12 protein-coding genes are annotated in these 15,199 nt (G+C 63.1%); 1 reads left to right on the top strand and 11 read right to left on the bottom strand.

What is annotated here, in order from left to right; genetic code table 11:
- Positions 1 to 190 precede the first annotated feature (190 nt).
- Positions 191 to 1,741, bottom strand: a complete 1,551-nt coding sequence (gene norR / locus ACPWMG_RS06435; protein WP_483303827.1) for a nitric oxide reductase transcriptional regulator NorR — start codon at positions 1,739 to 1,741, stop codon at positions 191 to 193.
- Positions 1,742 to 1,887: 146 nt separating this feature from the next.
- Between norR and hmpA the strand changes: the two genes are divergently transcribed.
- Positions 1,888 to 3,078 carry an NO-inducible flavohemoprotein gene (gene hmpA, locus ACPWMG_RS06430; protein ID WP_483303826.1) on the top strand — a complete coding sequence of 397 codons (1,191 nt, stop codon included), beginning with the start codon at positions 1,888 to 1,890 and terminating at the stop codon, positions 3,076 to 3,078.
- Between the two features lie 22 nt (positions 3,079 to 3,100).
- Here hmpA and ACPWMG_RS06425 read toward each other — a convergent pair whose 3' ends face one another.
- The 10 genes from ACPWMG_RS06425 to ACPWMG_RS06380 all read right to left on the bottom strand — a co-directional run bounded on the left by ACPWMG_RS06425 (position 3,101) and on the right by ACPWMG_RS06380 (position 15,103).
- Positions 3,101 to 5,035 (bottom strand): putative bifunctional diguanylate cyclase/phosphodiesterase, encoded by a 1,935-nt coding sequence (locus ACPWMG_RS06425; RefSeq protein WP_483303825.1) that lies wholly within the window; start codon positions 5,033 to 5,035, stop codon positions 3,101 to 3,103.
- A 271-nt stretch (positions 5,036 to 5,306) separates the two neighbouring features.
- Positions 5,307 to 5,732, bottom strand: coding sequence for a hypothetical protein (locus ACPWMG_RS06420; protein WP_483303824.1), 426 nt, complete (start codon positions 5,730 to 5,732; stop codon positions 5,307 to 5,309).
- Between the two features lie 167 nt (positions 5,733 to 5,899).
- Positions 5,900 to 7,360 carry a xylulokinase gene (gene xylB, locus ACPWMG_RS06415; protein WP_483303823.1) on the bottom strand — a complete coding sequence of 487 codons (1,461 nt, stop codon included), beginning with the start codon at positions 7,358 to 7,360 and terminating at the stop codon, positions 5,900 to 5,902.
- A gap of 17 nt (positions 7,361 to 7,377) precedes the next feature.
- Complete coding sequence (locus ACPWMG_RS06410; protein WP_483303822.1) at positions 7,378 to 8,310, bottom strand: AraC family transcriptional regulator; 933 nt, start codon at positions 8,308 to 8,310, stop codon at positions 7,378 to 7,380.
- A gap of 210 nt (positions 8,311 to 8,520) precedes the next feature.
- A complete protein-coding gene (locus tag ACPWMG_RS06405; protein ID WP_483303821.1) occupies positions 8,521 to 9,303 on the bottom strand; it encodes an L-iditol 2-dehydrogenase in 783 nt (260 codons plus the stop codon).
- Positions 9,304 to 9,307: 4 nt separating this feature from the next.
- Positions 9,308 to 10,714 (bottom strand): D-arabinitol 4-dehydrogenase, encoded by a 1,407-nt coding sequence (gene dalD, locus ACPWMG_RS06400; RefSeq protein WP_483305190.1) that lies wholly within the window; start codon positions 10,712 to 10,714, stop codon positions 9,308 to 9,310.
- A 78-nt stretch (positions 10,715 to 10,792) separates the two neighbouring features.
- Complete coding sequence (locus ACPWMG_RS06395) at positions 10,793 to 11,836, bottom strand: ABC transporter ATP-binding protein (RefSeq protein WP_483303820.1); 1,044 nt, start codon at positions 11,834 to 11,836, stop codon at positions 10,793 to 10,795.
- Between the two features lie 76 nt (positions 11,837 to 11,912).
- A complete protein-coding gene (locus tag ACPWMG_RS06390; protein ID WP_483303819.1) occupies positions 11,913 to 12,731 on the bottom strand; it encodes a carbohydrate ABC transporter permease in 819 nt (272 codons plus the stop codon).
- A gap of 19 nt (positions 12,732 to 12,750) precedes the next feature.
- Positions 12,751 to 13,608 carry a carbohydrate ABC transporter permease gene (locus tag ACPWMG_RS06385; protein ID WP_483303818.1) on the bottom strand — a complete coding sequence of 286 codons (858 nt, stop codon included), beginning with the start codon at positions 13,606 to 13,608 and terminating at the stop codon, positions 12,751 to 12,753.
- A gap of 187 nt (positions 13,609 to 13,795) precedes the next feature.
- A complete protein-coding gene (locus ACPWMG_RS06380) occupies positions 13,796 to 15,103 on the bottom strand; it encodes an ABC transporter substrate-binding protein (protein ID WP_483303817.1) in 1,308 nt (435 codons plus the stop codon).
- Positions 15,104 to 15,199 lie beyond the last annotated feature (96 nt).

Below are 15,199 nucleotides of genomic sequence, written 5' to 3'. Positions count from 1 at the left end.
GATGAGCCACCCTCTGCCCCGCTTATCCACTCCCCAAAGGGCCACCGCGCAGTCTAACGGCAGCCCACAACACTTCTCGTGACGAAGCCTGCCATGGGTTGCCATACCCCGGCATACGGGCGCAAAGTTGCGCAACACGAGAAGAAATTCGCATTTGGCAACACCCGAGCCGAATCGCGCCAAACATCCATCACACATCCTCACGCGTGATACCCAAGCGCTTGGCCATGCGCGCGAGGTTGGCACGGTCTACGCCCAAGCTCCGCGCGGCAGCGGCCCAGCTATGGCGGTGCTGTGCGAGGGCCTGGTTGATCATGTCACGCTCCAACTTTTCAACGGCCACGCGTAACGCGACTGGCGCCGTTGTTGAAGCCGCCATGGGGGCTGCCTCTACGTTCGCGGCCGGCAGTGCTTGCTCTGCAGCCAGCCCCAGGTCTTCGGCCTCTACCGTCAACATTGGCGGGCGCGGCGAGTGCCGGCCCAGCGCCTTGAGCACGCTGCGGCCCAGCAAGTGTTCCAGCTCGCGCACGTTGCCCGGCCAGTCGTAGGCCAGCAGTGCGGCCTGGGCATCGCCGCTCAGACGCACGCTGCGCAAACCCAGGCGCGAGCGGTTCTCTTCCAGAAAACAGCCCGCCAGCGGCAGCACGTCGCGGCCACGGTCACGCAACGCGGGCACGCGCAGCGGGTAGACGCTAAGGCGGTGGTAGAAGTCGGCGCGCAGGCGGCCGGCACGCACTTCATCGGCCAGGTCGCGGTTGCTGGCGGCGATCAGGCGCACGTCGACGCGGTGCTCGCGGTCTGAGCCCAAGCGCTGCACCTGGCCGCTTTGCAGCACGCGCAGCAGCTTGGCTTGGACGGCGAGCGGCAGTTCGGCCACTTCGTCGAGGAACAGCGTGCCGCCATCGGCCAGTTCAAACTTGCCACCGCGCTCGGCCACCGCGCCGGTGAAGGCGCCGCGCACGTGGCCAAAGAGTTCACTCTCTACCAGGTTGTCTGGCAGGGCCGCGCAGTTGACGGCCACCAGCGGCCGCGCCGCGCGGTTGGACGCCGCATGCAGCGCCTGCGCCACCAGTTCTTTGCCGGTGCCGGTTTCGCCCTGGATCAACACACACAGCTCGCTGGGGCCCACCAGCGCGATCTCTTTCATCAACTGCCGGTGAGCCGGGCTCTGGCCGATCAAGCTGCGCGGGGCGGTACTGGCGGCGGCTTGCTGGTAGACCTCGGCCCGATCTTCCAGACGGCGGATGCGCTGGGCCACGGCCACGGTGGCCGCAGCCAGGCTGGCGAAGGCTTGCAGCGTCTCAGGCGCTTTAGCGGCGAAGCGGTTCACGCTGAGGGCATCGAGCGTGAGCAGGCCCCAAGGCTGGCCGTCCAGTTGCAGCGTGCAGCCCATGCAATCGTGCACGGGCAGATGGCCGTGGATGCCGTCGACCAGGCCGTCGTACGGGTCGGGCAAACCGCAGTCCGCCGCGAAGCGCACCGGGCCGGGCGCCGCCAACAGGGCCTCAAAACGCGGGTGCTCGGCCACCTTGAAGCGGCGGCCCAAGGTGTCGCCCGACAAACCATCCACCGCCAAGGGCACCAGGCGATCCCCGTCCAACTGCAGCAGCGCCACCGCATCACAGGGCAACAAGCGTCGCAACGCTTGCAGCATGCGGCGGTAACGCTCGGCCTCGGGCACCTCGCGGGCCAGGTCGGCGGTCAGCGGCAACAAGGCTTCGAGCAGCGGGCTTGATGTCATAAACACTCCAATGGTGTCATTATGACCAAATAAAACAGAAAGTCACTTTGACATCATAGGCACATAAGCCATTGATTTAAAAGGTATCAGATGGTGGCACGGCGGTTGCAATACAGAAGCATCTTCAACCCTCGGAGCCTCACCCCATGTTGACCGCCGCCCAACGCGCCATCGTCTCGTCCACCGTGCCCCTGCTCGAACAAGGCGGCGAGGCGCTGACCACGCACTTCTACCAGTTGATGCTGGCCGAGCACCCCGAGGTACGCCCGTTCTTCAACCAAACCCACCAAGCCAGTGGCGACCAGCCGCGCGCACTGGCCAACGGCGTGTTGATGTACGCCAAGAACATCGACCGGCTGGAAGCCATGGGCCCACTGGCCACGCAAATCATCAACAAACACGTGGCGCTGCAAGTGCAGCCCGAGCACTACCCCATCGTGGGTGGCTGCTTGCTGCGCGCCATCCGCGAAGTGCTGGGCGTTGAAATTGCCACCGATGCGGTGATCGACGCCTGGGGCGCGGCCTACGGCCAACTGGCCGACATCTTGATCGGCGCCGAAAAACAGCTCTACGACGCGCAAGCCGCTACCCCAGGCGGCTGGCGTGGCGAGCGTGCCTTCACGGTAGAACAAAAGGTACCAGAGTCGGACGAGATCACCTCCTTCTACCTGGTGCCAGCCGACGGTGGCGCGCCCATGGACTTCAAGCCCGGCCAATACATTGGCCTGCGCTTGATGGTGAACGGCGAAGACATCCGCCGCAATTACTCGCTATCGGCCGCGCCCAATGGCCGCAGCTACCGCATCAGCGTGAAGCGCGAAGCGGGTGGTGTCGCATCCAACTATTTGCATGACCACGTGCAGGTGGGCAGCACGCTGCAGCTCTACGCACCATCAGGCGAATTCACACTGACGGCGAGTGATAAACCGTTGGTGCTGATCAGCGGCGGGGTGGGCATCACCCCCACGCTGGCGATGCTGGACGCAGCGCTGCAAACCCAACGCCCGGTGGTCTTCATCCACTGCGCGCGCAACCACCGTGTGCACGCGTTCCGCCACCACATCGAGGCTGCGGCGCACAAGCATCCACAGCTCACGCGCTACTACGTATACGACGATGCCACCGGCACGCCAGACGCCGAAGCACCCCACGCCAGCGGCTACCTCGACCCCGCGCGTTTGCAAGCCTGGCTGCCGGCGCACACGCGTGATGTGGATGCCTACTTCCTCGGCCCCAAGCCCTTCATGCGCGCAGTGCGCCGCCACCTGCGCACGGCCGGTGTGCCCGATGCACAGGCGCGGCACGAATTCTTCGGCCCGACGTCGGCCTTGGAATAAGGCCGGGCGGCTCAGGAACAGTTCAGGCCTCCAGCGGCTCCAGACGCCAGTCTGGCGCCACGCCTTGGAGTTGGGCCACGGGCTGCGGCTTGCCGAACAGGTAGCCCTGGAATTCGTCCACCCCCAGCGCTTGCAAACAGTGCGCCTGGGCGGGCGTCTCAATGCCTTCGGCAATGATCTTCAGCGAGAAGCGCTTGGCGATCAGCACCGCGCTCTCCACCACCGCCAGCGCACGGTCATCAAGCTTGGCGATGAAAGAACGGTCGATCTTGATGCCGTCGATGGGGAACTCTCGCAGCCGCGAGAGCGACGAATAACCCGTGCCAAAGTCGTCGATATGAATGTGCACGCCCAGCGCACGCAGGCCTTGCAGTGATTGCAGGATGCGATCCTGGTTGTGCTCATCGAACACCGACTCGGTGACTTCCACCACCAGCCGCGAGGCGGGCAAATGGGTGGCCGCCAGGGTCTCGGCCACAAACGTGCCAAACCGCTGTGTGGCCAGTTGGCGCATCGACACGTTGACGGCTACCGTGGGCAGATGCGGACGGTCGCCCGGCTGCGGAGCCCAACTGGCGGCCGCGCGGCACGCCTGCTGCAGCACCCAGGCGCCCAGCTCAACAATGCGGTCGGATTCTTCCGCTAGCGGAATGAACTCCTGCGGGCCCACCGGCCCGAGTTGCGGCGAGCTCCAGCGCAGCAAGGCCTCCACCGACACCACGGCGCCGGTCGCGGCCGATACCAGCGGTTGGAAATGTAGCGACAGGCTGCCGTCATGCACCGCGTCCCGCAGGGCGGCGTTGATGTCGTGCTTGCGGCGCTGGATGCGCGCCAGCGTGCTGTCGTAATAGACGATGCGGCCACGCCCCAGGCGCTTGGCCTCGGCCGAGGCCAAGTCGGCCGCCTGCAGCAAGGTTTCGATGGTGTCGCCGTCTTCACCCTGCACGGCAATGCCAATGCTAGCGCCCATCTGTACCGACGCAGACTCGATGTTGTAGGTCTTCGTCAGCCCATCGTGCACGCGCTGGGCCAGCTTCAACGATTGATGGCGCACGTCCACCAGCGCAGGCGTCACCACAATGAATTCGTCGCCACCCCAGCGCGCCACGGTGGCCGTGGTGGGCAGCAAGGTGTTCAGACGCTGTGCGACCTCAAGCAAGATCGCGTCGCCGCTCACGTGGCCCAGGCCGTCATTGATTTGCTTGAAGTGGTCCAAATCCAAAAACAACACCGCGTGGCAGTGCGGCGCGGTGTAGGGCAAGGGGCTCAAGTGGTGCATCAGGCCACGTCGGTTCAGCAAGCCCGTCAGCGGGTCGTGGTTGGCCAGGCTATGCAGGGAGCGGGTACGCTCGTCCACGCGCTCTTCGAGTTCGGTGTTGGAGGTCATGACCTCGGCGGTACGCAGCGTGAGCTGCTCGATCAAGTGCCAGTTCTCGTTCTGCAGATTGATCGCCTTGCGTAGTTGGGCATGGTTGTGGCGGTGGCCTACCACCATCATGCAAAAGAACACGGCACCAATCACGCCAACGACCCATTGGTCGGGGTTTTGCCGCGCCAGTTGAAAACAAACCGGGCCCATCAACAAGGCCATGTACATCGGCCCCATCACCCGCATGGGCGCAAGCACACTGGCCGCCCCACCGGCCATGGCGGCCAGCACCATCATGATCAGGTATTGCTGCGCTGGTGGGTAGTTGTTGAAGCCGATGGAGATCAGCGCGGCCCACAAGAGGCCCGCCACCATCAAGCCGGTTTTCTGCAGCAGCCAGGCCCGGTCGATCCATTCCGGAGACTTGCCTTTGACGGTGTGGATGGTGCGGCACATGTAGCGGTGCAGCGCCAGCCGTACACCGACGGTGAACACCGCAATCGCCAGCCACACCCAAAGCCAGTCACGGGAATCATCCGCCGCATGCAGGATAAGCACCACACCGATGGCGGTGACCAGTTGGGTCATCAGGCCTGCAAGGTTGTTATCCAATGCATATTGCAGAAGGTCAGACCTCAACTCGTCTTTCTTCACAGATGCCTTTCTCGAAGGGAGTGTGTTCAACGGGGCTGGAGCAGGTGGCGTGAGCGGGCACCGAGCGGTGTCTCAAAAGTGACTTCGCAGAGCGTCGGCCAGTCTAGCGCACGAAAGACAGCGTTCTTATGGATTGAACAATCGACTGCATGCATTCGTTGTAGAAGTGCAAAAGCCGGGCACTGAAAAGCCGCGGTCTGGGGTGCTAACGCAATGGTTTGGCGACGTCTTCTTCTACAGTGGGCTGCCACGTGGCGTCACAGCCCACCCCTGCGGCAATCCAGCGGCGCACCCAGCGGCCCAACAGGCGTGTAAGCCAACGCGGTGCCTCGCTCTGACGCCCCAACAAACGCTGCGGAGCCATCAACAGACCGCATTGGTAGCGCTGCTCGGCATCGCTCCAGGCCAGCGCGCTGCAGGCCCCATGGCGACGACGCGACACCACCATGCCTAAAGGGCACGGCGTCACCAGGCAACACACGCCACAACCGTTGCAGGGTGCGCCGAATGCCGGCTTGGCAGGTGCACCGACGTGGACGTGGATTTGTTGCCAGCCAGTTGGCAATGCTTGCGTGGGTGGGGTGACCGGCGAGCGAGCGGACGAAAAGGAGGACGGTTCGGGGTTTGACATGGGGCACCTGCGCGCAGTGTCGACGCTGCGGGCAGAGGCGTCTAGCGGTTTTTATTGCCGCGAATTTACTCTCAATTCAGGAGCTGTCTACGCATTGGCAAATTGCCTCAAGCGGTCATTTCACCTCAGTCTGCCTCAGACCGCCTTAGATCGCTTCAAAGCCCATCTCAAGCGGGAAAGCTTCCTTTGAGCGCCTGGTACAGCGCGCCAAAGCGTTGATAGCGCTGCACCAGCTCTGCATCGCGCGCTTCAGGGTGGAACACCTGCACCACAGCAGGGCGACGGCAGACTTCGTCCACACTGCCGCCATCGGCCAGCCAGCCCAGGCGCGCGGCGCCAAGGGCTGCGCCGGTGGCGCCACCGTCCAAAATTTCCAGCGGCACGCGCAACACGTTCGCCAACAACTGCACCCACCACGCGCTGCGCGTGCCGCCACCCACGGCCGACAAGGCGTGCACGGGGGTGGCCCGCGACAGGGTACGCCAGCCATCACACAAACCAAACGCCACGCCTTCGGCCACGGCGTAAGCGATCGCGGCGGGGCCATGCTGATGGCCCAGGCCAAACAACACGCCCTGCGCATGCGGGTTGTTGTGCGGCGAACGCTCACCCGAGAGGTAGGGCAAAAACAGCGGTGCGTGTGCGCGCTCGGCGGGCCCCAAGGATGCGGCGGCGGCCAGCATGGCGGCTTCGTTGGCAAAGCCCAGCGTGCGCGTGGCCCAGGCCACGGCGCTGGCGGCCGAGAGCATGACGGCCATCTGGTGCCACTGCTGCGGCAAGGCGTGGCAGAACGCGTGCACGGCTTGCGCGGGGTTGGGTTCGAACCGCTCTGTGGCCAAGAACACCACGCCCGAGGTGCCCAACGACACAAAGCCCTGCCCCGGCGCCACCACGCCCATGCCCACGGCGCTGGCGGCGTTGTCGCCCCCGCCGCCGGCCACGGGAATGCCGGCACTGAGACCCCAGCGCGCGGCGACGCTGGCAGTCAAACCTGCAGAGACTTCGCTGCCTTCCACCACACGCGGCATGTGCGCTTCGGTCAAGCCACAGGCGGCCAGCATGGGCGCCGACCACCGACGCTCGGCAACGTTGAGCCACAGGGTGCCAGAGGCGTCGGAACAGTCGGTCACGGCCTCGCCGGTAAGTAGCAGCCGCAGGTAATCTTTGGGCAACAGCACGCGAGCCACGCGTGCAAACACATCGGGCTCGTGTTTGCGCAGCCACAGCAGTTTGGGGGCGGTGAAGCCGGGCATGGCCAGGTTGCCGGTAATCTGCGCCTGATCGGGCACAGCCGCTTCGAGCTCAAGGCATTCGGTGCCGCTGCGGCCGTCGTTCCACAAGATGGCGGGCCGCAACACCTGGTCTTGCGCGTCGAGCAACACCGCACCGTGCATCTGGCCCGAAAGGCCGATGGCGCGCACGGTAGACAGGGCTGCGCCGTGGGATGCGGCAAATTGGTCCAGCACCGATTCGAGCGCTTGCCACCACGTGGCGGGTTGCTGCTCAGACCACAACGGGCGCAGCTGCTGCACCGTGAGCGGCGCGTGCGCGACGGCCAGCACCTCGTGGGTAGGTGAAAGCAGCAGCGCTTTGAGTTCTGAGGTGCCGAGGTCGAGTCCGAGATACATGGCGCAAAAAGATGAAATTAGGGTCTGGGGCCGTAGCGCCCTTCGGCTTGGCGACGGAAGTCTTTGGGCGTCATGCCCTTGATCTGCAAGAAGCGCCGGTTGAAGTTGGCCACGTTGTTGAAGCCGACGTCGTAGCACACGTTGTTCACATAACGGTCGGTTTCCATGAGCAACTGGCAGGCGCGGTTGATGCGCAGGCGGTTCACAAAATCGGTAAACGTGTTGCCGGTGGCGCGGCGGAAGTAGCGCGAGAACTGGCTTTCGCTCATGCCCGCGCGTGCCGAAATATCGGCCATGGTGAACTGCTCGGCGCAGTGGTCGGTGAGGTAGCTGACGATGCCGCTGAGTTGCGCCAGCGAGGCGTCGTCGTCAAAGCTTTGCATCTGCACGGTCGACAGCAACCGGTACTCGGTGCAGCGCGCCAGGTTGCCGAGCAGTTGCAGAAACTCGCCAAAACGCTGCAGCCCATGGCTGAGTTTGATGCGTTCCAGATGGTCGCGCACGCTGTCGCTCATGCCAAAAAATTCGATGCCGTGGCGCGCCCGCTCCAGCAGCGGCAACACACCTTGCAATTCGCCAATGTGGCTGCTGGCCTCGCGCAGCGGGGCATCGGCAAACTGCAGCACCATGTCGCGCAGGGCCACACCGCCGGCTGGCGGGTCGCTGGAGATCCAGTTGTGCGGCAGGCGCGGGCCGGTGAGCACCAGGTTACCCGGCTCGAAATGGCCGATGTAGTCGCCCACAAACAGCTTGCCGCGCGTTTGCACGATCAGGTGCAGCTCGTATTCTTCGTGCTGGTGCCAGCGCACCAAGGGTGTGGGAATGCCGTGTTCCAGATACCGCAGGCTGCCATGCACTTCGCGTGGCTCGTAGCCCAGCGTGGGGTCGCGCCCGAGGTCGTGTTCCAACTCGGGCTCACGCACGCGGTTTCGCAAGCTGACCATGTTCATCTCCTTACTTCGCAGACTAGCCTAGCGCCAATAGTTAGCCAGAACCTAAGGCGATGCTGAACAGGTCGCCTCGGATGGCCGCGCCCTGGGATGGGAGGGACTGCTAGGCGCAAACCACAGCCATAGCCCGTGCTATGGCGAGGATTTGCAACGCCGCAGGCTGCCCATACCAGGGATGCGGGCGCCGAGAGGGACTTGTTCAGCATTGCCTCAGCTCATGACATTACCACCGTCCACGTTCAGAGTTTGGGCGGTGATGTACGAAGCCTCGGCGCTGGCGAGGAAAACGGCCGCGCGTGCCACATCTTCGGGCACACCCATGGCGCCTAGCGGCACGGCCAGACCCACAGCGCGCTTCTTCTCGCCCGGCTGCAAGCCTTCTACCGCTGCGAACTGCGCGTCGACCTGTTGCCACATGGGTGTGTCGATCACACCCGGTGACAACGCATTCACCCGGATGTGGTGCGGGGCCATGGCCAGCGCGGCCGATTGGGTGTAGCTGATGACGGCCGCCTTGCTGGCGCAGTAGTGCGCCACCAGCGCTTCGCCGCGCCGCCCGGCTTGCGAGGCCAGGTTGATGACGTTGCCACGGCAGCCATCGGCCACCATTTGCTTCAGCACCGCTTGCATCACGAAGAACATGCCTTTGACGTTGACGTCGAAGATGCGGTCGTACTGCGCCACATCGATCTCTAGCAACGGGCCAAGGCTGAAGACGGCCGCATTGTTGAACAGGCAGGTGACGGTGCCGAAGCGGGCTCGTGCATCGGTGAGCAGTTGCGCGATGGAGGCTAGGTCGGTGATGTCCACGCACAGGCATTGCAGCGTGTGCGGATGCTCCGCCATCAGCGCCTTGAGTCCCGGGCTGGGCTCTGGCTGCAGATCGACCGCCGTGCAGCGTGCGCCCTCACGCATGAAGGCCTCCACCGTGGCCAGGCCAATGCCACCGGCCGCACCGGTCAGCAGCGCGTGTTGTCCTTGCAGGCGTGGCATGAAGCTAGGCCTTGGGAGCAGCAGACTCGGCCACAAAGGCCGCAACGCGTTGGCTGGCGGCATGCAGTGCGGCTACCAGGCGCGCATCCCCCGCGTACTCACCCCAGAACGACACGTTGTCGGCCAGCGCTTGCACGGGGTCTGCGGCATCGCAGATGGCGTGGGCCACGGCCGGATCCATGGCCTGGTCTTGGTATTCGTACGACAGCTCGCCTTTGTGCCAGCGCTGCAAGAACGCCAGGAACAACGCGGGCAGCATGACCACCGAGTCAATGCTGGCGCCACGCGCCAGGCATTCGCGCACGGTGGGGGCAATGAAGCCTGGCATCTTCGAGAAACCGTCGGCCGCCACACGCTGGTTGGTGTCCTGGATGGCGGGGTTACCAAAGCGGTCGAGCACGGTGTCGCGGTAGGCGGCCAAGTCCAGCGGGCTCGGGTGTGATGGTGTGTCCAGGCACGGCATCACGTCGTTGGTGACGTAGTCGAACGCAAACTTGCGGATGCGGGCGTCGTGTGTGCCTTCGTGGATGTACTGGTAACCCGCCAGCGTGCCAGCCCAGGCGATGCAGCTGTGCGTGGCGTTGAGCAGGCGAATCTTCGCCTCTTCAAACGGCGCCACTGAGGTGACCATTTGCACCCCGGCCGACTCCCACTGCGGGCGGCCATTGCAGAAGTTGTCTTCAATCACCCACTGGATGAACGACTCGCCCATGATGGGCGCGGCGTCGGCCCAGCCCGTGGCTTCTTTCACGCGTTGGCGCAGCTCGGGTGCGGGGCGTGGCGTGATGCGGTCGACCATGGCGTTGGGGCACGTGGTGTTGCCCTGCACCCAGGCCAGCAAGGCTTCATCACCGGCCAGTTCAATGAACGACAGCAGGCCTTTGCGCACGCGGTCGCCGTTGTGGCGCAGGTTGTCGCAGTTGAGCAGCGTGACCGCGCCCGATTGGCGGCGCATGCGCTCGCGCAGGATGGCAGTGAGCGCGCCATAGATGCTGCGCCCTGGCAAGCCCTGGCGCGCATTGGCCAAGTCGGAGGCCAGCTCGGGCACAGACAAGTCCAGGTTGTCGCGCGGGTCGAGGTAGTAGCCCGCTTCGGTCACGGTAAACGAGATGATGCGCGTGCTGGGCGCTGCGCCCACCGCAATCAAGCCCGCCAAATTGGCTTTGTAGGGGATGATCTTGCGGATGGATTCGATGCGCTCGTAGCTGCGCTCGTTGGCGGGGGTCACCGTTTCCAAGGTGTAGGCGCCACCCTGGGCTTCGAGTGCGGCCATCACCTCGGGCATGTCGGGGCGCAGATTGCCCCCGGCCAAAGCCCATTGCGTGCCGGCTGCCGGTGTGAGTTTGCGAAAACGGTGCATGTACCACGCCTGGTGTGCGCGGTGGAAAGAGCCGACACCGAGGTGCAGCATGACCAGTGAATTTGATAAAGGCATTGTGCTTTTCTCCAGCAGAAAATTCTTGGCGCAAGTGGGGTTGCAGGTGCGCGCTTAAACGCGGGCCACCATGCGGCCTGCGCTGTCAAAGCAGTGCAAGGTGTTCAAGTCGAATTCGAGCGTGACCGGGTCGCCCACTTCGAGCGACGTGCGTTCGCTTTGGCGCGAAATCATCGACGTGCCTTTGACTTCGACGTGGATCAGCGTGTCGGCACCCAGCGACTCGATCAGTTCGACCTTGCCCGGCACACCGCTGCGGCCCGCAGGCAACACACGCACACCTTCGGGGCGCACACCAATCAAGCCGTCGGACGGCACAGGGAAACCGGTCTGGCCGGAGAGCGAACCAAACTCGGCCAACTGCGCGGCCTTGACGATATTCATCGACGGCATGCCGATGAACTGCGCCACGAACTGGTTGGCGGGCTTGTCGTACAAGTCCAGCGGCGCGCCGACTTGTTCAATCGCGCCATCACGCAACACCACTACGCGGTCGGCCAGGGTCATGGCTTCCACCTGGTCGTGCGTCACGTAGATGGTGGTCACGCCCAGTGCGCGATGCAGCTTATGGATCTCGACCCGGGTTTGGCCACGCAGTGCGGCGTCCAGGTTGGACAGCGGTTCGTCGAACAAGAAGATCTTCGGCGCGCGCACGATGGCGCGGCCAATGGCCACCCGTTGACGCTGCCCGCCTGACAGTTCTTTGGGGGTCCGCTTGAGGTAGTTGGTCAAGTTCAAAATGCTGGCGGCGTGCTCGACCTTTTGCTTGATGACATCGGGCGCCACCTTGGCCAGCTTGAGCGCGAACGACATGTTGTCGTACACCGTCATGTGCGGGTAGAGCGCGTAGCTTTGGAACACCATGGCCAGTTCGCGTTGCGACGACGGCAGGTGCGTGATGTCTTTACCGTCGACATGCAGCGAGCCGCCGTCGATGCTTTCCAGCCCGGCAATCATGCGCAGCAGTGTGGACTTTCCGCAGCCCGATGGGCCGACGAACACGATGAATTCGTTCTTGTTGATGTCGAGGTCAACACCCTTGATAACCTTGTGTTGGCCGAAGACTTTTTCAACGCCGCGCAGTTGAAGAAATGACATGATGGTTCTTCCTTGAGAGATGGATGCCTAGGCCAGCGTCACGCTGAGATGGGGCTGGCCATGTGGGGCAATGTGTTTACTTGACGGCACCAAAGGTGAGGCCCTGCACCAGTTGCTTCTGGCTGAACCAGCCGAAGACGATGATGGGTGCGATGGCCATGAGCGAAGCGGCGGAGAGCTTGGCCCAGAACAGGCCTTCAGGGCTGGAGTACTGCGCAATCAGCGAGGCCAGCGTGCCGGCTTTCGACGATGTGAGGTTCAAGGCCCAGAAGGCTTCGTTCCACGACAACACCAGACACAACAGGCCGGTGGAGGCAATGCCGCCCATGGTCAACGGCAGGATCACGTGTTTGAACTCTTCCCACACGGTGGCGCCGTCCAGTCGCACGGCTTCCAGAATGTCTTTAGGCACTTCTTTGAAAGCGCTGTAGAGCATCCACACCATGATGGGCAGGTTGGACAAGGTGAACACGATGATCAGCGCGGTGACCGAGTCGAGCATGCCGGCGGTCTGCGCCATCACATACACCGGCACCAGGGCGCCCACGGCGGGCATCATCTTGGTGGAGAGCATCCACATCAGAATGTCGCGCGTCTTCTTGCTGGGGAAGAAGGCCATCGAATACGCGGCCGGCACCGCGATGATGATGCCCAGAATGGTGGAACCCAGGCTGGTGATCAGCGAGTTGATGGCGTAGTGCACATAGTCGCTGCGCGCCTGCACTTCACGAAAGCCTTCCAGCGTTGGCGTGAAGATGAATTGCGGCGGCACGGCAATGGCCTGCATCTCGGTTTTGAACGCCGTGAGAAACATCCACAGCAGCGGGAAAAACAGCAGCAGCGCCAGCCCCCAAGCGGAGATCGTGCGCACCCACGGAAAAGCGTTTTGGTTCATGGTGTTGATCTCCCTGGGTTCAATCGAGGTTCTTGCCGACCATGCGGATCAGAAACACGGCGGCGATGTTGGCCAAGACCACGGCGAACAGCGCGCCAGCAGAGGCCACACCCACGTCAAAGTTCATCAGCGCTTGCTTGAAGATGAGGAACGCGAGGTTGGTGCTGTCGTTGCCGGGGCCACCGCTGGTGGTGGTAAAAATTTCGGCAAAAACGCTGAGCAGGAAGATCATTTCGATCATCACCACCACCGCGATGGAGCGGCCCATGTGGGGCAGCACCAGGTACCAGAACTTGTCGAAACGGGTGGCGCCATCCATGCCAGCGGCGTCCATCTGTTCGCGGTCGAGCGACTGCAGCGAGGTGATGAAGATGAGGCAGGCAAACGGCAGCCACTGCCACGACAACATGATGATCACCGACAGCAGCGGGAACTCGGTCATCCAGTCGATGGGCGTCAGCCCGAAGAAGTGCCACACGTGGGCCAGCACCCCGTATATCGGGTTCATCATCATGTGCTTCCACAGCAGGGCGTTCACGGTGGGCATGACGAAGAACGGCGAGATCAACAGCACACGCACGATGCCCTGGCCAGGGAACGGTTCGTTGACCAACAATGCAAGGCCCACGCCGAGCACCACGGTGATGATGATCACCGAGCCCAGCAGTTGCAGCGTGTGCATGACCGAAGGCCAGAAGTCCGGGTCGGTGATGAAGTAGTGGTAGTTCTCAAGCCCCACGAAGCCGGACTCGCCGGGGTTCATCAGGTTGTAGCGGATGACGGAGAAATAAATCGTCATCACCAGTGGAACAATCATCCACAAGAAGAGAGTCACGATGGACGGTGCCATCAATGCACGGGGTAGGAAGCGGCTCATGGGGGGCTTTCGAGTACGGGACGATCCGATAAAACCTGTTGGCTCACCTGCCCTGCCGAGCGCTCGGCGGGCGGTGGCACAAAATCATTCAGGTGTGTTCGGGGCAGACCTCAGAGCGCGAAGCTCTGGGTCTACAGCCACGCAGCGGGGGTGAGGGGCAGAAACAAGGTGCCCCTCACCGGTCGGCTTACTTCTTGTAGTAGCCGCCTTTGGTCATCTCACGCTCGGCCACGCTTTGCGAAGTTTTCAGCGCCGCGTCGACCGTGGTTTTGCCCGCCAGTGCCGAGCTCATTTGCTGGCCCACGGCAATGCCGATGGCCTGAAACTCAGGAATGGCCGCGTATTGCACGCCCACGTATGGCGACTTCGGCAAGGTGCTGTCGTTCGGGTTCGCGGTTTCGATGGCCTTCAGTTCTACACCGGCGAAGCGTGCCACCTTCTGGAAATCGGGGCTGGCGTAGGTCGACTTGCGCGTGCCCGTGGGCACCGATTGCCAGCCCACTTCTTTGGCCACCAGTTTCACGTAGTCTTTAGACGTGGCCCAGGTGATGAACTTCTGCGCCAACTCGGGTTTCTTGGAAGACGCTGGCACGGCCAGGTTCCACGACCACAGCCAGTTTGCGCCCTTGGGCGTCACCGCCGTTGGGGCTTGCACAAACTCGGCCTTGTCGGCCACCTTGGATTGCTTGGGGTCGCTGACAAACGATGCGGCAATCGAGGCGTCGATCCACACACCGCACTTGCCTTCGTTGAACAGCGCCAGGTTTTCGTTGAAGCTGTTGGCCGAGGCGCCGGGTGGGCCGTATTTCTTCAGCAGATCGACGTAGAGCGTGATGGCGTCTTTCCATGGCTTGGTTTCAAGCTGTGGCTTCCAGGCCATGTCGAACCACTGGCCGCCAAAGGTGTTGACCATGGTGGTGATCAGCGCCATGTTGTCGCCCCAGCCCGGCTTGCCGCGCAGGCACAGGCCGTATACGCCCTTTGCCGGGTCGTGGATCTTGGCGACGATGTTGGAGATGTCGGTCCAGGTTGGGTTGCTCGGCATGGTCAGGCCGGCAGCCTTCACCAGGTCCGCGCGGTACATGGTGATGGAGCTTTCGGCGTAGAACGGTGCGGCGTAGAGTTTGCCATCGGTGGTCAGGCCGTTGCGGATGGCGGGCAGGATGTCGTCCACGTCATAAGCGGCATCGGTTTTGATGGGGGCAAGCCAGCCCTTCTTCGACCAGATGGGGGCCTCGTACAGGCCGATGGTCATCACATCGAACTGGCCGCCTTTGGTGGCGATGTCGGTGGTGACGCGTTGGCGCAGCACGCCTTCTTCCAGCGTGACCCATTTGACGGACACGCCAGGGTTGGCGGCTTCGAAATGCTTGGTCAGTTTCTGCATTTCGATCATGTGACCGTTGTTGACGGTGGCGATGACCAAGTCTTCAGCCTGGCTGCTGGCGGCGCCCAGCAAGCCGAGGATGGCGGCAGCACAAATCTTCAATTTCATGAAAAGTCTCCTGTGTTTTCGGGAACCGCCGCTGCATTGCGTATACAACTTGCGGGTCACGAAATGGTAGGAGAGCAGGTGTTGCAGCGCCGATAC

It is taken from the genome of Hydrophilobacter chitinilyticus (assembly GCF_049860745.1).
In the GTDB taxonomy this organism is placed as follows: Bacteria; Pseudomonadota; Gammaproteobacteria; order Burkholderiales; family Burkholderiaceae_C; genus Rhodoferax_B.
Note: the sequence above shows the minus strand (reverse complement) of the source record. Positions and strands in the feature narration are given on the sequence as shown.